Origin of the sequence: Mycobacterium avium subsp. avium (genome assembly GCF_009741445.1) — a bacterium.
Lineage (GTDB): Bacteria > Actinomycetota > Actinomycetes > Mycobacteriales > Mycobacteriaceae > Mycobacterium > Mycobacterium avium.
On sequence record NZ_CP046507.1, the window covers coordinates 3,143,359 to 3,160,772 of the forward strand.

Sequence of the window (17,414 nt, forward strand, 5' to 3'; positions counted from 1 at the left end):
GAGAGCGTGATGAAAACCGGACTCCGGGTGACGGCGACGTCCGTCTGGGGAATTCTCTCCTGGATCTTGATCCTGTTGCTGCCGGCCGGCACGCTGCACTACTGGCAGGCCTGGGTTTTCATCGCGGTGTTCACGGTGGCGACCATCGTGCCCGCCGCCTACCTGGCCCGCACCAACCCCGCGGCCCTGCAGCGCCGCATGCGCGCGGGCCCGCGGGCCGAACCCCGGACCGCGCAGAAGTTCATCATCACGGGCTCGTTCCTGAGCCTGTTTGCGGCGATGGTGTTCAGCGCGCTCGACCACCGGTTCGGCTGGTCGTCGGTGCCGGCCTGGCTGTCGCTGCTCGGCGACGTGCTGGTGGCGACCGGCCTCGGGATCGCCATGCTGGTGGTCATTCAAAACAGTTACGCCGCAGCGACAGTCACGGTGGAAGCCGGCCAGACAGTGGTCTCCAGCGGGCTGTATCGATTCGTGCGTCACCCGATGTACACCGGAAACGTGATCATGATGATCGGCATCCCGCTGGCGCTCGGCTCGTACTGGGGACTGCTGTTCGTCGTCCCGGGCACCGCGCTGCTCGCGCTGCGCATCTTCGACGAGGAAAAGCTGCTGCTGCAGGAACTACCCGGATACCCCGACTACACCCAGAAGGTGCGCTACCGGCTGGCCCCCCACCTCTGGTAGGCGCGCCGCCGAGCGCCTAGGGTATTGGCGTGCCGCCCACTCGGATGACCGCGCTGGACCGTCCCTGGCGGCGCCCCGGCGCACTGCGCTACGCGCTGAACAGGATTCGCGGCGTCGCCAAACCGCCCGTCACCGTCACCGACCCACCCGCGGACCTGCACGTCGAACGGGACGTCGCCGTCCCCACCCGCGACGCAACGGTGTTGCGAATCAACGTCTTTCGCAAGGCAGACGCGGAGCCGCGACCGGTCATCCTGAGCATCCACCCGTACGGCAAGGACAGCCTGCCCAAGCGGCGGGGCAACCGGTGGACCTTTTCGGCGCAGTACCGGATACTGCGCCAGCCGCGACCGGTGACCTTCTCGGCGCTGACCGGTTGGGAAGCGCCCGATCCCGCCTGGTGGACGGCGCAGGGCTTCGTCGTGGTGAACGCCGACTCGCGCGGCTGCGGCCGTTCGGAGGGCACCGGAAACCTGTTGTCGCACCGCGAGGCCGAGGACACCTACGACCTGGTGCAGTGGGTCGCCGGGCAGCCGTGGAGCGACGGCAACGTCGTCATGCTGGGGGTGTCCTACCTGGCCATCAGCCAATACGCGGTCGCCGCCCTGCAGCCGCCGGCACTGCGGGCGATCTGCCCGTGGGAGGGCTTCACCGACGCCTACCGGGACCTGATGTTTCCCGGCGGCGTGCGCGAGTTGGGCTTCATCCGAATGTGGTCACGCAATGTGCGACGTGATACCCGCCAGGCCTACGACTTGCAGGACATGCAGGACCGCCACCCGCTGCGCGACGAGTTCTGGCGCTCGCTGGTGCCCGACCTGTCGGCGATCGCCGTGCCCATGCTGGTCTGTGGCAGCTTCTCCGACAACAACTTACACAGCCGCGGCTCGCTGCGCGCCTTCACGCACAGCAGCTCGACGCATGCCCGGCTCTACACCCATCGCGGCGGCAAGTGGGCGACCTTTTACGCCGAGGAGGCGCTGGCCGAACAGCTGAGCTTCTTTCGCGGTGTACTGGACGGGGCACCGGCCGCGCGCAGCGTACGCCTCGAGGTACGCGAGGACCGCGACACCGTCACGGCGGTGCGCGAGGAATCCGAATGGCCGCTGGCCCGGACCCGCTGGCGCGCACTGCATCTGGGTGACGCCGGGGTGCTGAGAACCGACCCGGCCGCACAGCCGGGCAGGGTGGCATTCGGAACACGTTCCCGCGCAGCATGTTTCACCTGGACGGTGCCCGACGACGTGGAACTGACCGGGCCGATGGCCGCCCGGCTGTGGGTGGAACTGCACGGCTGCGACGACGCGAACCTGTTCGTCGGCGTGGAGAAGTGGCGCCCCGGCCGGTTCCGCGACCGCTTCGTCGCGTTCGAAGGGTCCTACGGCTACGGCCGCGACCGGGTCAGCACCGGCTGGCAACGAGTTTCGCTGCGCGCCCTGGATTCCCGGCTGTCGCGGCCGGGACAGCCCGTCGCGGCCTGCACCGATCCGCAACCCGTCGCGGCGGGCGAGGTCGTCGCGGTCGACGTCGCGCTGGGCCCGTCGGCGACGCTGTTCCGCGCCGGCGAGCACCTGCGGCTGGTGGTCGCCGGGCGCTGGCTGTGCCCGACCAATCCGCTCACCGGCCAGATCCCGGCCGCCTACCAGAACTCGCCGCGCGGTCGCGTCAGCCTGCACTGGGGTCCGCGCCGCGACGCGCATCTGCTGATCCCCGAGATCCCCTGAGTCGCCGAGCAGACGCAAAACCACCCGACACGCCGAAGAATTGGGGGCTTTTGCGTCTGCTCGCGATGCGATGGCGACCTTAGATCCAGACGCCCTTGCCCACCGCGACCACGCCGCCGGCGCTGATGGCGAAGCGCTCCCGGTCTCTTTCCAGGTCCACCCCGACCATCTCGCCGGGCCCGACGACCACGTTCTTGTCCAGGATGGCGTGGCGCACCACCGCGCCGCGCCCCACCCGCGCACCGGGCATGATCACGCTGCCCTCCACGATCGCCCCGTCGTCGACCACCACGTTGGACGACAGCACCGAGTTGCGCACCGAGGCCGCCGAGATGATGCTGCCCGCACCCACCACCGACTCCTGCGCGGAGCCGCCGTTGACGAACTTGGCCGGGGCCAGGTTCTCCGACTCGCCGCGAATCGGCCAGCGCTTGTTGTACAGGTTGAACACCGGATGCACCGACACCAGGTCCATGTGCGCGTCGTAGAACGCGTCCAGCGTCCCGACGTCGCGCCAGTAGCCCCGGTCCCGGTCGGTGGCGCCGGGCACCTCGTTGTCGCTGAAGTCGTAGACCGCGGCCATCCCGTCGTCGACCAGCCGCGGGATGATGTCACCGCCCATGTCGTGATCGGAATGGTCATCGTCGGCGTCGGCGCGGATCGCGTCGATCAGCACCTTGGTGGTGAAAATGTAGTTGCCCATCGACACGAACGTCGTCTCGGGATCGTCCGGGGTGCCCGGCGGATCCAGCGGCTTCTCCACGAACTTGCGGATGCGGCCCGACTCGTCGGAGTCGATGCAGCCGAAGGCGGTGGCCTCGCTGCGCGGCACCCGGATGCCGGCCACCGTCGCGCCGGCCCCGCTGTCGATGTGGAACCGAACCATCTGCTCGGGGTCCATCCGGTACACGTGGTCGGCGCCGAAAACCACGATGTAGTCGGGGTCTTCGTCGTAGATCAAATTCAGCGACTGGTAGATCGCGTCGGCCGAGCCGGTGTACCAGCGCGGGCCGAGCCGCTGCTGGGCCGGCACCGGGGTGATGTACTCGCCGGCCAGGCCGCTCAACCGCCAGTTCTGCGAGATGTGACGGTCCAGTGAATGCGACTTGTACTGCGTGAGAACACAGATCCGCAAATAGCGGGCGTTGACGAGGTTGGACAGCACGAAGTCGATCAGCCGATAGGCGCCCCCGAAGGGAACCGCGGGTTTGGCGCGATCCGCGGTCAGCGGATACAGCCGCTTGCCCTCACCGCCGGCCAGGACGATGCCCAGCACGTGTGGTGCTTCCCTCATGGCTTCAAACCTATCGGCCGCGGCAAAGCGCTGCCAGGGGGAACGGGCTATTGGCGATGTTCTGTGCGGCTGTCCGTCAAGGTAATTGGCCGCGCCGGCAAACGGATCACTGGCGAAAGTGGGCCCCGGCCCGACTCGCGGGCCCCGCCGCATCCGAACTACGGTGCGGGTATGCGGGTGGCGATGATGACGCGGGAATACCCACCGGAGGTCTACGGAGGGGCGGGGGTACACGTCACCGAACTCGTCACCCAGCTGCGCCGGCTGTGCGCGGTGGACGTGCACTGCATGGGCGCTCTACGCCCGGGCGCCGCCGGGGTGCAGGTGCACCAGCCCGACCCGCGGCTGCAGGGCGCCAACCCGGCGCTGTCGACCCTGTCCGCCGACCTGATGATGGCCAACGCCGCCGCGCAGGCCAGCGTCGTGCACTCACACACCTGGTACACCGGCATGGCCGGGCATCTGGCCGCGCTGCTGCACGACATCCCGCACGTGCTGACCGCGCATTCGCTCGAGCCGCTGCGCCCGTGGAAGGCCGAGCAGCTGGGCGGGGGCTACCGGATCTCGACCTGGGTCGAGCACACCGCGGTGCTGGCCGCCCACGCCGTGATCGCGGTCAGCTCCGCGATGCGCGAGGACATCCTGCGGGTCTACCCGGCACTGGATCCCAGTGCGGTGCACGTCATCCGCAACGGCGTCGACACCGACGTCTGGTATCCCGCCGGCCCGATGCAGACCGGATCGATGCTGGCCGAACTGGGCGTCGACCCGGCCCGGCCCCTGGTGGTGTTCGTGGGCCGGATCACCCGGCAGAAGGGGCTCGCGCATCTGGTGGCGGCCGCGCACCGGTTCAGCCCCGAGGCGCAGGTGCTGCTGTGCGCCGGCGCGCCGGACACCCCCGAGATCGCCGACGAGATCCGGACGCGGTGGCCGCCCTGGCCCGCGGCCGCACCGGCGTGTTCTGGATCCGGGAAATGCTTCCCATCGGGGAACTACGCGAAATACTGTCGGCCGCATCGGTTTTCGTGTGCCCTTCGGTGTACGAGCCGTTGGGCATCGTGAACCTGGAGGCGATGGCCTGCGCAGCGCCGGTGGTGGCCTCCGACGTCGGCGGCATCCCGGAGGTGGTCGCCGACGGGGTCACCGGCTCGCTGGTGCATTACGACCCGCGCGACCCGGCGGGCTATCAGGCCGGATTGGCCGACGCGGTCAACGAGCTCATCGCCGACCGGGAAAAGGCGCAGCGCTACGGCAGGGCAGGACGCCAGCGCTGCGTCGAGGAGTTCTCCTGGGCCCACGTCGCCGAGCAGACCCTGGAGATCTATCGGAAAGTGTGTGCATAGCGCCGCCGACATTGGTCCGGCGGCACGCTCTAGCTGGAGCTCGTGACGCCCTTGAGTTCGTCACGGAGGGCGGCGGCTTCGTCGGGTGTCAGCTCGACGACCAGTCGACCGCCTCCTTCAAGTGGTACCCGCATCACGATGCCGCGCCCCTCCTTTGTCGCTTCGAGAGGACCGTCTCCGGTCCGGGGCTTCATCGCCGCCATCGAGTGCTCCCTCCAGGTTCGAGCTGGCCCGCCCTTGCGAGCCTGGTCGGCGCCGGGCACGCCCCGCCAGCGAACTTCCAGCCATGCCCGGCATCGAACTGCCTAATCACCCCTCTATTGTTCCCTATCCAGGTCACCACTTGTGCAAAGACCCACATCTGTGTTCTCAGCGCACCGCCGCGGGCACCCAGCAACCGCGAATATGGTCGTCGACCATGCCGGTCGCCTGCATCAGCGCATAGGCGGTGGTCGGCCCGACGAAGCGGAAGCCGCGCCGCTTGAGTTCACCGGCCATGGCCGTCGATTCGGCAGTGGCCGAGGGTATTTCGGACGCGTCGGCCGGCCGGGACCGGGGCGCCGGCGCGAACGACCACAGCAGCTCGGCCAGCTGCGTGGCGCCACCCAGCTCGGCGGCCGCGCGCGCGTTGGCGATGGTGGCCTCGATCTTGGCGCGGTTGCGCACGATTCCGGGATCGGCCATCAGCCGTTGCACGTCGGCGTCGGTGTACCCGGCGACGGCGTCGATGTCGAAACCGGAGAACGCGCGGCGGAAGTTCTCCCGCTTGCGCAGGATGGTCAGCCACGACAGCCCGCTCTGGAAGGCCTCCAGGCTCATCCGCTCGAACAGGGCCACCCCGTCGCGCACGGTTTGGCCCCATTCCCGGTCGTGGTAGTCGCGGTACAGCTCGAAATCGGGCCCGGACCGCGCGGTGGCCCAGCCGCAGCGGATCGGCTCGTCGTCACTCACATTCAGTCCTGACGATCCGCGCCGTCGTCGGGTTCCGCGGATTGGCCCCCGGTCTGCTGTTCGCCCGCCGCCGCGTGGGCGGCCGCCAGCTGGCCGCGCAGCGCCTCGAGCTCGCGGGCGAGCCGGTCCAGCACCCAGTCGACCTCGCTGGTCTTGTATCCGCGCAGCACCTGGGTGAACTTGACGGCGTCGACGTCCGACCCGGTCACCCCGTAGGCGGGCAGCACCGTCGCCGTCGTCCCCCGGGGCAGGGGCGGCAGCTGCTCACCGCGACCGAACAGCAGGCTGGCCGCGCCGAACAGGACGATCGCCACCAGCACCAGGACCACCAGGTACAGCAACACCAACGCCACGTGATCGATACTGCCCTATCGGGCCGACAGCGCCGCCGTCCCGGTCGCCGGTCAGCGGGGCCGGATCGCCTGCATGGGCGGCCGGTCGGCCAGCGACACCGGCCAGGTGTGCTGGGTGTAGCTCTGTCCCTCCGGCCCGTCGGCCACGAACTGGGTGAGCCCCACCCCGGAGTCGGGGATGCCGCAGCGCGACAGCAGGGTCGCGATGACCTGGCGGCTCATCGCGCCCAGCTCGGCCAGCGGCCGGTTGCGGTGCTCCCGCACCCCCAGGTTGACCTGGGCGATCGCGTCCAGGCCCAGCCGGTCGAAGGTGTCCACCAGCAGCCCGATCTCCACGCCGTAGCCCGGGGCGAACGGCACCGAGGTGAGCAGCTCACGGGTGGCCGCGTATTCGCCGCCCAGCGGCTGCAGGATGCAGCCCAGTTCCGGGCGCAGCGCGGCGAGCAGCGGCCGGGCCACCAGCTCGGTGACCCGCCCGCCCCCGGTCGCGCCCGCGCCGCCGCCGGCGTCGCCGACGTTCAGCGGCCGCCGGTAGAAGCTCTTGACCAGGTGCACGCCGTCCCCCGTGAGCAGCGGCCCGACCAGCCACGGCACGAACATCGGGTGCGGGTTGATCAGGTCGGAGTCGACGAACACCACGATGTCGCCGCGGCTGGCGGCCAGCGAACGCCACAGCGCCTCGCCCTTGCCCGGCCGGATCGGCACCTCGGGCAGCGCCTGTTCGCGGCTGACGACGCGGGCGCCGGCGGCGACGGCGCGGATCTCGGTGTCGTCGGTGGAGCCCGAATCCAGCACGATCAGCTCGTCGACCAAACCGTCCACCAGCGGCGAGATGCTGTCGATCACCGACCCGATGGTGTCTTCCTCGTCGAGGGCGGGCAGCACCACCGAGATGGTCCGGCCGGCCTTGGCGGCCTCCAGCTCGGCGACCGTCCAGCCGGGGCGGTTCCAGCTGCGGTCGGCCAGCCAGGTGTCGCCGGGCCGGGTGTCGCGCAGCCCGTCGCCCGCCAGCTCCCCGGCGACCAGGTCGGACGTCGTCATGCGAGCCCCCTCACCGTGCGCGTGGGCGGGCGGGTGCCCTGGATCGAGGCCACCATTTCCAGCACCCGGCGGGTGGGCGCGACCTCGTGCACCCGAAACATCCGGGCGCCGGCGGCCGCCGCCAGCGCGGTGGCCGCCAACGTTCCCTCCAGCCGCTCGGTCAATTCCACACCCAGAGTCTCCCCGACGAAGTCCTTGTTGCTCAAAGCCATCAGCACGGGCCATCCGGTGTTAACAAGATCGCCGACGTGCCGCAACAACAGCAGGCCGTGGAAGGTGTTCTTGCCGAAGTCGTGGGTGGGGTCGATCAGCACCCGGTCGGGGGCCACGCCGCAGCCGACCGCCCGCTCGGCGGCCGCCGTGACCTGGGCGATCACGTCGTCGACCACGCCGCGGGTGCTGGTTCCGTAGCTCACCCGGAACGGGCGGGTGCGCGGCAGCGCGTTGCCGGTGTGCGAGCACACCAGGCCCGCCCCGAACTCCGCGGCCACCTCCGGCAGCGCCGGGTCGACGCCGCCCCAGGTGTCGTTGATCAGGTCCGCGCCGGCCGCGCAGGCCACCTTGGCCACCTCGGCACGCCAGGTGTCGGCGCTGATCAGCTGGTCCGGGTAGGCGCCGCGCAGCCATTCGATGAACGGCACCAGCCGGGCGATCTCGGTGTCGGCGTCGACGTCCTGGCCGGGCCCGGCCTTGACGCCGCCGACGTCGATGACGTCGGCGCCCTCGGCCACCGCCCGGTGCACGGCCGCCCGGGCGGCGTCGTCGCTGAAGGTGGCGCCCCGGTCGTAGAACGAGTCCGGGGTGCGGTTGATGATCGCCATGATCAGCGCGCGATCACCGGCGACCGGACGCCCGCAGAACGTCGATTGCACGGGTCTATGGTGCCTGGTCGGCCGAGGGCGCGCAGGGCCAGGTCGCACCGCCGCCTTAGGGCCGCTTGCCCTCGGCGACCTCGTCGGGGTATTCGTCGTAGAACGGCACGTAGCCCTCGTCGCGGCCGGCCAGCACGTACAGCGGGTCCTTGACGTCGGGGCCGTAGCCTTGCTCGCGCAGCTCCACCTTGCGGCTCTTGAAGGTGGTGGTCTGCTCGATGGAGTCCACCACCCGCACGAACAGCGGCAGCGCGTAGACGGGCAGCTGCTCGTAGACGGTGCGGGCCAGCGAGCGCCCGTCGAACTCGGCGCCGTCGCGCAGTTTGATCGCGGCCATGCCGGCGCGGCCGCCGGTGCGCGGCACCTCGACCCCGAAGACCGTGCAGTCCTCCACGGACCCGTCGGAGGCCAGCGCCGCCTCGACCTGCGTGGTGGCCACGTTCTCCCCCTTCCAGCGGAAGGTGTCGCCGAGCCGGTCGACGAACGCGGCATGCCCCAGCCCCTGCGGGCTCATCACGTCACCGGTGTTGAACCAGCAGTCGCCGTCGCGAAAAGCGTTGCGCACCAACTTCTTTTCGCTCGATTCGGGGTCGGTGTAGCCGTCGAAGGGCTGCAGCCGGTTGACGGGGCTGAGCAACAGCCCGGGCTGTCCGGGCGGCACCCGGCGCACCCGGCCGTCGTCGCCGCGCAGCGGGGCGCCGGTGTCGGGGTCGTACTCGACGTAGGCCAGGGGCAGCGGGAAGATCCCGGTGGACCGGGGCACGTTGAACACGTTGATGAACGCGGCGTTGCCCTCGCTGGAGGCGTAGAACTCGCAGACGCGGGCGATCCCGAACCGCTGGGTGAACTCGTCCCAGATCTCGGGGCGCAGGCCGTTGCCGGCGATCAGCCGCACCCGGTGCGCCCGGTCGGTGGGCTTGGCCGGCTGGTTGAGCAGGTATCGGCACACCTCGCCGATGTAGATGAACGCCGTGGCGTCGTTGGCGATCACCTCGTCCCAGAACTTCGACGCCGAGAACGACTTGCCCAGCGCCAGCGTCGCCCCCGAGTTGATCACCGACGACAGCGCGACCGTCAGCGCATTGTTGTGGTACAGCGGCAGGCAGCAGTACAGGGTGTCGGAGCTCTTCAGCCGCAACCCGATCCCGCCGAACGCGGCCAGCGCCTTCAGCCAGCGCAGGTGCGTCATCACGCTGGCCTTGGGGAATCCCGTGGTGCCCGAGGTGAAGATGTAGAACGCGGTGTCGCGGGCCTGCACCGCCGACGCCGACGCCGGGTTGGTGGCCGGCGCGCTGACCGCGAAGCGCTCCAGGTCCTCCACGGTCAGGGTCTCGGTGCTGCCCGAGCCGCCGCGCTCGGCCACCGCGCTGACCAGATCGGTCTCGGCGATGAGCACCTTGGCGTCCAGCAGGCCCAGGCTGTGCGCGAGCACCTCGCCGCGCTGGTGGTAGTTGAGCATGCCGGCGACCGCGCCGCACTTGACCGCGGCCAGCATGGCCAGCACCGTGTTGGGCGAGTTGCGCAGCATGATGGCGACGACGTCGCCGTGGCCGACGCCGCGGGCGGCCAGCACCGCGGCGTACCGGTTGGCGGCGGCGTTGGCGTCCCGGTAGGTCAGCTGCTGGTCGCCGAACCGCAGGAAGACCCGGTCGCCGTAGCGGGCGGCCCGATCCTGGAACACGGTGCCGATCGACTTGTGCGAGCCGGGCTGGGCCAGCAGCCCGGTCAGCGTGCCGCGTGCGATCACCGGCAGGTCGGCCAGCACGGTCGGCACCCGAGCTGCGATGTCGGTCAGTTTGACCGCCGTGCGCGCTCCCCCGTCACGATCGGACACCTGATCCCCTCGATTCTGTAGGAACTCGATCTCGTAGGAACTCGATCTTTTAGGAACTCGATCTTGTAGGAACTCGATCTTGTAGGAAAAAGAAGGCAAGCTCGGCGGACAGCCTAGCCGGGCGGCGGCGCGGTCGTCGGGCTCAGCCGGGCGCGCACGCCTCCAACGCGGCACCCACCTTGTCGACCAGGACCACCCGGTCCATCGCCGCCTGGGTGATGTAGCCGCTGTCCAGCAATCCGGACAGCCACAGCCACAGCCCCTCGTAGTGGCCGATCGGGTCCAGCAGCACGATGGGTTTGGCGTGCAGCCCGAGAAACCCCGTCGTCCACGCGTCCAACACCTCGTCGAGGGTGCCGATGCCGCCGGGCAACGCGATGAACGCGTCGGCGCGGTCCTCCATGATCTGTTTGCGCTCGTGCAGGGTGTCGCTGACGATCAGCTCGTCGGCGTCGGCGTCGGCGATCTCGCGGCGCATCAGCACCGTGGGGATCACACCGACGGTCCGCCCGCCGCGGGCCCGGGCCGCGCTGGCCACCGCGCCCATCGCCGACACCCGGCCGCCGCCCCACACCAGCGTCCAGCCCCGCTCGGCGATCGCCTCGCCGAGTTCCGCAGCGACACCGAGCAATTCGGGATGCTGCGGGCCGGACGCGCAGTACACGCACACCGCCCACGCGGCCGACGAATCGCGTTCTGCGGGCATATCCGACAAACGTAGACCAACCCCGCGCGGCCCGTCATATCTGGGGCTTTCGCCGTGGCGGCGGGCCCGCGCGCCATAAAATCCGGCCGTGCCGATTCGATGGAACGTCCCCCGACAGGCGACGGCCGCCGAGCGGCTGGACGCGGCGTTGGCCGACACCGCCGCCGCGGCCGGGGCGGTGGTCCTGGGCCCCGACGGCATCGGCAAATCCACCTTGGCGCGGGTGGCCGCCGAGCGGTTCGCCGCCGCGCACCCCGGCACCCGGGTCCGCTGGGTGACCGGCACGCCGACCGAACGCGCGGTCCCGTTCGGGGCGTTCAGCCACCTGGTGCGGATCGCCGAGATCGGCAAGCCGGCCGCGCTGCTGCGGGCCGCCCGGGCCTCACTCGGCGACGCCGGCCTGCTGCTGGTCGTCGACGACGCCCACCAGCTGGACGTGCTGTCGGCCACCCTGGTGTACCAGCTGGCCCGCGCCGGCGCGGCGCGGCTGATCGTCACCGCCCGCGCCGACGGCGCCCCGGACGCCATCGCGGCGCTGTGGGACGACGGCCTGCTCACCCGGATCGACGTCGAGGCGCCCGATGCCCCGACCTCGCCGGGCGAGATCGACGCCTTCCTCGCCGAGCTGACGCCGCCGGCGCGCGCGGTGCTGGAATACCTGGCCGTCGCCGAGCCGCTGTCGGTCACCGACCTGAACGCGCTCGCCGGTGACGGCGCGGTGGCCGAGGCGCAACGGTGGGGCGCGGCGGAGACCCGGATGCGCGGCGGGACGTCCGACGACCCGGTGGTGTACACCGCGCACCCGCTGTTCGCCGAGCGGGTGCGGGCCGCGCTGGACCCCGACGATGCCCGGCAACGACGCACCGAGCTGGTCACCGTGCTGGCGCGACATCCGTCCGACCGGCTCAGCGACCGGCTGCGGCTGGTGTCGCTGGCGCTGGACAGCGACGCGCCGCCGCGGGCCGCCGACGTCGTCGACGCCGCGCGGCAGGCGCTGCGGCTGGGCGACCTGGCGCTGGGTGAACGGCTGGCCCGCGCCGCCCTGCGGCGCTCCGGCGGCCTGGCGGCGCGGCTGGCGCTGGCGCATGCGCTGGGCTGGCAGGGCCGCGGCCGGGAGGCCGACGCGCTGCTGGCCGAGGTCGACTCCACCGGCTTGACCGAGGCGGCGCTGATGGACTGGGCCCTGCTGCGGGCGGCGAACCAGTTCTGGATGCTCAGCGAGCCGGAGCGGGCCACCGCCTTCCTGCGCACGGTCCGCAACCGCGTCGCGGACCCCGGCCCGCGCACCACCCTGGACGCGCTCAGCGCCACCTTCGCGATGAACACGGGCAACGTCGGGCACGCCGTCAAGGTCGCCGGCGAGGTGCTCGGCTCGCCCGCCGCCGACGACCAGGCGGTGGCCTGGGCGGGCAGCGCGGCCGCGTTGTGCGCGGCGCGGCAGGGGCGGTTCGACGACGTCGAGCCGTTGGCGCGGCGCGCGTTGGCCGCCGAACATCCCGGGCTGCTGCGCTTCACCATCGGGCTGGCGCAGACCACCACGCTGTTGCTGGCGGGCCGGCTCGAGCAGGCCCGCGAACTCGCGCAGCAGTTCACCGATTTCGCCGAGCTGCAGCAGCCGGGTCGCGCGATCGGCGAGGTGCTGGTGGCGCACGTGCTGCTCACCGAGGGCGAATTCGCTTCTGCGGCAGCGTTATTGGGTCCAGCCGCGGCCACCTTGGAGCGCACCGGTTACTCGTGGGGGCCGTTGTCGCTGACCCTGCTGGCCACCGCGCTGGCCCAGCTGGGCGACACCGCCGCCACGGCGAAGGCGTTGAGCCGGGCCGAAACCCGGCACGGCACCAAGTCGGCGCTGTTCGCGCCCGAGCTCGGGGTGGCGCGGGCGCATCGGCTGGCCCTGATGCGTGACGCCCACGGCGCGGTGGCCGCCGCGCGCGATGCCGCCCGGATGGCCGAGCGCGGCGGCCAGCGGGCGGTGGCGGCGCGGGTCTGGCATGAGGCGGTGCGGCTCGGCGACACCCGAGCGGCCGAGCCGTTGGCCCGGTTGTGCGACGAGATCGACTGCGCCGCAGCGAGAATCGCATTGGCCCACGCGCGGGCGCTGGCGGCCGGCGACGAAGCGGCGCTGCTGGCGGTGTCGGAGGAGCTGACGTCGATCGGGATGCGCGCCGCGGCCGCGGACGCCGCCGCGCAGGCGCGCCGGGGCGCGGCGGCTCAGCCGCTCAGGTAACCGCGCAGCAGGTCCGCCGCGGCGGTGATGGCGGCGACCGCCACCCGTTCGTCGCGCCGGTGCGCGAGGTTGGGATCCCCGGGGCCGAAGTTGAGCGCCGGTATGCCCAGCGCGGCGAAGCGCGCCACGTCGGTCCAGCCGTATTTGGCCCTAACCCGGCCGCCGGCCGCCTCGACCAGTGCCTTGGCGGCGGGCTGGGACAGCCCGGGCAGCGCGCCCGCGGCGGCGTCGGTCTGTTCGATGCGCACGTCGAGGCCGTCGAGCACGTCGCGCACATGCTGCAGCGCCTCGGCCGGCGACCGGTCGGGGGCGAAGCGGAAGTTGACCGTCACCGCCGCCGCGTCCGGAATGACGTTGCCCGCCACCCCGCCGTCGATCCGCACCGCCGACAGGCCCTCACGGTAGGTGCAGCCGTCGATCTCGACGCTGCGGGCCTGATAGCCGGCCAGCCGCTGCAGCACGGCGCCCAGTTTGTGAATGGCGTTGTCGCCCAACCAGGATCGTGCCGAATGGGCGCGGGTTCCGGTGGCGCTGACCACCACCCGCAGCGTGCCCTGGCAGCCGGCCTCGATGTAGCCGCCGGTGGGCTCGCCCAGGATCGCGACGTCGGCGGACAGCCAGTCCGGCAGCTCGCGCTGGATGCGACCCAATCCGTTTGCGGCGGCGTCGATTTCCTCGCAGTCGTACATGACCAGCGTCAGATCGTGCGCCGGGTCGGCGACGGTGGCGGCCAGATGCAGGAAGACGGCATCCCCGGATTTCATGTCCGCCGTGCCGCAGCCGTACAGGTCGCCGTCCTCGCGGCGACTGGGCAGGTTCCCGGCGACCGGCACGGTGTCCAGGTGCCCGGCCAGCAGCACCCGCGACGGCCGCCCGCGGTCGGTGCGGGCCAGCACGGCGTTGCCGTTGCGCACGATCTCGAAACCGGACGTCTGGGACCGCAGCGCGGCCTCGACCTCGTCGGCCAGCCGCGCCTCGTCGCGCGATTCGCTGGGGATGTCCACCAGCGCCGCGGTCAGCGCAACCGGGTCCCCGGTCAAGTCCAGCACGCTCCCAGGGTAGTGGCTGGACCCTGGCCGCGATGCCCCGCGCCGCCGGTCAGACCGGCAACCGGGTGGGCATCACCTTGGGTTTGACGCCGTACCGCGGCCCCATGCCGTAGCCGCCGCGCCCGGCCGAGGCCACCGCCGGCATGCCGGTGGCCCAAGCGGTGTGCGGCTCCTCGGCGGGGCTGGCCCACTCGGTGGCGCCGACGGTCGTCGCGGCGGGCTCCGGTGTGGGCGCGGACCACGTTGCCGGCGTTGACAATTCGCCGACCGTGGCGGCCGAGCCCATGCTGGCCAGCACCGGCGCGGCGCCCACACCCGCGGTGGCGGGGGCCGCGGCACCGACCAGCGCGCCGCCGCCGACCGCTCCGCCCACCTCACCGGCCACCCCGGCCGCCGCGGCGGTGTCGAGGGTGTGGTTGTAGAGGATGTTGGACACGATGGTGTTGAACACGTTCCAGGACACCACGTCGAAGCCGGCGTTGCCGACGTTGTTCACCACCGGGTTGCCCAGCAGGTTGTCCAGCGCGCTCAGCCCCGGCGGGTCCGCCGGCGCCGCCAGCGTGCGCACCACGTTGGGCACGTTGGCGACGGTCCCCTGCAGCCCGCTGGTCTGCGCGCTGGTGGCGGTCGCCCCGGAGACGGCGGCGGCCTGGGCGCCCAGCCCGCCGGGTTGGTTGGTGGGCGCCGGCGAGGTCAGCGGGCTGAGCTTGCCCGCGGTCGCCGACGAGGCAGCGTAGCCGTACATGGCGGCCGCGTCCTGGGCCCACATCTCCCCGTATTGCGCCTCGGTGGCCGCGATCGCCGCGGCGTTCTGCCCCAGCACGTTGCTCGCGATCAACGCCGCCAGCTGGGCGCGGTTGGCCGCGACCAGCGCCGGCGGCACCGTCATGGCGAAGGCGGTCTCGTAGGCGGCCGCCGAGGCCATGGCCTGGGCGGCCGCCTGCTGCAGCTGCCCGGCGGTGGTGTGCATCCACTGCACATACGGCTGGACGGCGGTGACCATCGCGGCCGCCGAGGGGCCCATCCACTCCTCGCCGGTCAGGTTCGCGATCGCCGACTGGGTGGCCGCGGCGGTGGTGCTCAACTCGTCGGCCAGGTTGCTGAACGCCGCCGCGGCGGCCATCATCGGCGCGGCGCCCGCCCCGGTGTACATGCGGGTGGAGTTGACCTCCGGGGGGAGTGCTCCGAAGTCGAAAGTCATTGTCTCGCTCCTGTTCTGGGGTGCTCTAGATGGCGGGCTTGGGCATGACGGTGGGCTTGACGCCGTAGCGCGGGGCGCCCAGGCCGTAACCGCCGCGGCCGGCGGTGGCCATCGAGGGCACCCCGCCCGGCACCGCGGTCACCGGGGCGGTGTCGGGCGCGGCGCTGGTGAAGCCGGCGCCGACCAGCTGCGCCGGGGTGGCGTTGGCCGCCGGGGCGACGCCGCCCGGCGCCCAGCTCGGCGGCACCGACAGGCCGCCGATCGAGGGCCCGCGGCCCATGCTGGCCAGCACCGGGGCGCCGGCCGCGGCGGCGGGCGCCGCCGGCGCGGGCGGGCCGGCCGTCGTCGCCGCGGTGAGTCCGGGGTTGAAATTCGGGATCCCCGCGGCACCGGGCACCGGGGCGAATTGCCCCTCGCCCAGGGTGATGAAGTCCGACGCGGCCGCGCCGACGTTCTGCGCCCAGCCGATGGAGGTGCCCAGGCTGGTGGTCCCCGCGGGCGGCGGGTCGGCCGCCGGTGCGGCGTTGGGGATCACGTTGGGCGCCAACCCCTGCAACGCCGCGGCGCTGGTGTTCACCCGGTTGGCGGCCTCGGTCGCGCCGTACGAATCGGCGTTGGTGTCCAGGTTTTGCACCAGCGTCTGGTGAATCGCCTTGGCCTGGGCGCTGACCTGCTGGTACCAGGTGCCGTAGGCGGAGAACTGGGCGGCCTGCAGTGCGGACACCTCGTCGGCGGCTGCCGGCGCGATGCTGGTGGTGGGCGCGGCGGCCGCCGCGTTCTGAGCATCCATCGACGAGCCGAGGCCTTCGAGCATGCTGGCCACGGCCAGCAGCGCCTCGGGCCGGGTGGTGACAAAGGACATGATGTTCTCCTTCTCTCGACGAGCCGGCCCCGTTGCGGGCCCGCGACCGTGACTCCCCCGCCAGGCCCAGGACATGACCGGCCGATCCACGGGACCGAGGTACCCCGAAACGGCCGAGTTCACGCGGTTGACCTGGCACGACGACGGACCGGACGCACACCGTGCGGTGCCGGTGCCGCGACGTCGCTCAATTACCTTGCACCGGTGAGCTTTTGACGCCGGTGTAGGCGCGCCGGGCCGGACCGCGACCGCACGGCCGGCCGCGACCGCCGCCGGGGCGGGCGGATTCGGGTGCGGCCCGGGAAGTAACCTGACCGCCGTGACAACAGCAGCAGGTGCCGCAGGAGTAGGCCTGGCAACGCTGGCCGCCGACGGATCGATCCTCGACACATGGTTTCCCGCACCGGAACTGACCGGGCCGGGCACCAGCGGCACGTCGCGGCTCGCGCTGTCCGACGTCCCGCCCGAGCTGACCGCGCTGATCGGCCGCGACGACGACCGCGGCACCGAGACCGTCGCGGTGCGCACGGTGATCGGCTCGCTGGACGACGTGGCCGCCGACGCCTACGACGCCTACCTGCGGTTGCATCTACTGTCGCACCGGCTGGTGGCGCCGCACGGGCTGAACGCCGGCGGCTTGTTCGGGGTATTGACCAATGTGGTGTGGACCAATCGCGGACCGTGCGCCATCGAGGGATTCGAGGCGGTCCGGGCCCGGCTGCGCCGGCACGGGCCGGTGACCGTCTACGGCGTCGACAAGTTCCCGCGGATGGTCGACTACGTGCTGCCGACCGGGGTGCGCATCGCCGACGCCGACCGGGTGCGGCTCGGCGCACACCTGGCGCCGGGGACGACGGTGATGCACGAGGGCTTCGTCAACTACAACGCCGGCACGCTGGGCGCCTCCATGGTGGAGGGCCGCATCTCGGCGGGCGTGGTGGTGGGCGACGGCTCCGACATCGGCGGCGGGGCCTCGATCATGGGCACGCTGTCCGGCGGCGGCACCGAGGTCATCTCGATCGGCAAGCGGTGCCTGCTGGGCGCCAATGCGGGCCTGGGCATTTCACTGGGTGACGACTGCGTCGTGGAAGCGGGCCTGTACGTCACCGCGGGCACCAAGGTCATCACGCCCGAGGGCAAGCAGCTGAAGGCCCGCGAGCTGTCCGGCGGCAACAACCTGTTGTTCCGGCGCAATTCGCTGACCGGGGCGGTGGAGGTGGTGGCCCGCGGCGGCACCGGCATCACCCTCAACGAGGACCTGCACGCCAACTGA

Annotated in this window: 15 protein-coding genes and 1 pseudogene; 5 read left to right on the plus strand and 11 right to left on the minus strand. The window is 71.8% G+C overall.

Annotated elements, in window-relative coordinates; translation table 11 throughout:
- Window positions 1-9: 9 nt before the first annotated feature.
- Together MAA44156_RS14495 and MAA44156_RS14500 are read left to right on the plus strand one after the other, a co-directional pair.
- Window positions 10-684 carry a methyltransferase family protein gene (locus MAA44156_RS14495; protein ID WP_009975566.1) on the plus strand — a complete coding sequence of 225 codons (675 nt, stop codon included), beginning with the start codon at window positions 10-12 and terminating at the stop codon, window positions 682-684.
- Between the two features lie 44 nt (window positions 685-728).
- On the plus strand, window positions 729-2,408 hold the full coding sequence (locus tag MAA44156_RS14500) for a CocE/NonD family hydrolase (RefSeq protein WP_009975565.1): 1,680 nt from the start codon (window positions 729-731) through the stop codon (window positions 2,406-2,408).
- Window positions 2,409-2,487: 79 nt separating this feature from the next.
- On the opposite strand, the gene glgC is transcribed toward MAA44156_RS14500, so the two are convergent.
- Window positions 2,488-3,702, minus strand: a complete 1,215-nt coding sequence (glgC, locus tag MAA44156_RS14505; protein ID WP_003875515.1) for a glucose-1-phosphate adenylyltransferase — start codon at window positions 3,700-3,702, stop codon at window positions 2,488-2,490.
- A gap of 171 nt (window positions 3,703-3,873) precedes the next feature.
- Between glgC and glgA the strand changes: the two are divergent.
- Window positions 3,874-5,045: pseudogene (glgA, locus tag MAA44156_RS14510) on the plus strand (glycogen synthase).
- A 29-nt stretch (window positions 5,046-5,074) separates the two neighbouring features.
- On the opposite strand, the gene MAA44156_RS14515 reads toward glgA, so the two are convergent.
- The 7 genes from MAA44156_RS14515 to MAA44156_RS14545 form a co-directional block, all read right to left on the minus strand.
- Window positions 5,075-5,248, minus strand: a complete 174-nt coding sequence (locus MAA44156_RS14515) for a DUF3117 domain-containing protein (protein ID WP_011724083.1) — start codon at window positions 5,246-5,248, stop codon at window positions 5,075-5,077.
- A gap of 166 nt (window positions 5,249-5,414) precedes the next feature.
- Window positions 5,415-5,996, minus strand: a complete 582-nt coding sequence (locus tag MAA44156_RS14520; protein ID WP_009975562.1) for a DNA-3-methyladenine glycosylase I — start codon at window positions 5,994-5,996, stop codon at window positions 5,415-5,417.
- 2 nt (window positions 5,997-5,998) lie between these two features.
- Window positions 5,999-6,349 carry a DivIVA domain-containing protein gene (locus MAA44156_RS14525; RefSeq protein ID WP_009975561.1) on the minus strand — a complete coding sequence of 117 codons (351 nt, stop codon included), beginning with the start codon at window positions 6,347-6,349 and terminating at the stop codon, window positions 5,999-6,001.
- A gap of 51 nt (window positions 6,350-6,400) precedes the next feature.
- Entirely contained in the window at window positions 6,401-7,390 is a 990-nt protein-coding gene (locus tag MAA44156_RS14530; protein WP_003878473.1) for a glucosyl-3-phosphoglycerate synthase, read from the minus strand.
- Window positions 7,387-8,262, minus strand: a complete 876-nt coding sequence (gene folP, locus MAA44156_RS14535; protein WP_009975560.1) for a dihydropteroate synthase — start codon at window positions 8,260-8,262, stop codon at window positions 7,387-7,389. Before folP ends, MAA44156_RS14530 begins: the two co-directional genes overlap by 4 nt.
- 55 nt (window positions 8,263-8,317) lie before the next feature.
- The gene (fadD6, locus tag MAA44156_RS14540; protein ID WP_009975559.1) at window positions 8,318-10,096 is read right to left on the minus strand and encodes a long-chain-acyl-CoA synthetase FadD6; all 1,779 of its coding nucleotides are present in this window, start codon (window positions 10,094-10,096) and stop codon (window positions 8,318-8,320) included.
- Between the two features lie 142 nt (window positions 10,097-10,238).
- The gene (locus MAA44156_RS14545) at window positions 10,239-10,802 is read right to left on the minus strand and encodes a cytokinin riboside 5'-monophosphate phosphoribohydrolase (RefSeq protein WP_003875507.1); all 564 of its coding nucleotides are present in this window, start codon (window positions 10,800-10,802) and stop codon (window positions 10,239-10,241) included.
- A gap of 88 nt (window positions 10,803-10,890) precedes the next feature.
- Between MAA44156_RS14545 and MAA44156_RS14550 the strand changes: the two genes are divergently transcribed.
- Window positions 10,891-13,029, plus strand: a complete 2,139-nt coding sequence (locus MAA44156_RS14550) for a hypothetical protein (RefSeq protein ID WP_011724081.1) — start codon at window positions 10,891-10,893, stop codon at window positions 13,027-13,029.
- Here the strand turns inward: MAA44156_RS14550 and dapE are convergent.
- The 3 genes from dapE to MAA44156_RS14565 are packed head-to-tail and all read right to left on the minus strand — an operon-like array spanning window position 13,014 to window position 16,141.
- On the minus strand, window positions 13,014-14,078 hold the full coding sequence (gene dapE, locus MAA44156_RS14555) for a succinyl-diaminopimelate desuccinylase (protein ID WP_009975554.1): 1,065 nt from the start codon (window positions 14,076-14,078) through the stop codon (window positions 13,014-13,016). The genes MAA44156_RS14550 and dapE overlap by 16 nt on opposite strands.
- A 49-nt stretch (window positions 14,079-14,127) precedes the next feature.
- The gene (locus MAA44156_RS14560) at window positions 14,128-15,279 is read right to left on the minus strand and encodes a PPE family protein (protein ID WP_065370742.1); all 1,152 of its coding nucleotides are present in this window, start codon (window positions 15,277-15,279) and stop codon (window positions 14,128-14,130) included.
- 25 nt (window positions 15,280-15,304) lie between these two features.
- Window positions 15,305-16,141 (minus strand): PPE family protein, SVP subgroup, encoded by an 837-nt coding sequence (locus MAA44156_RS14565; protein WP_010949655.1) that lies wholly within the window; start codon window positions 16,139-16,141, stop codon window positions 15,305-15,307.
- A gap of 319 nt (window positions 16,142-16,460) precedes the next feature.
- Here MAA44156_RS14565 and dapD point away from each other — a divergent pair, with 319 nt between their 5' ends.
- Entirely contained in the window at window positions 16,461-17,414 is a 954-nt protein-coding gene (gene dapD, locus MAA44156_RS14570) for a 2,3,4,5-tetrahydropyridine-2,6-dicarboxylate N-succinyltransferase (RefSeq protein WP_003875497.1), read from the plus strand.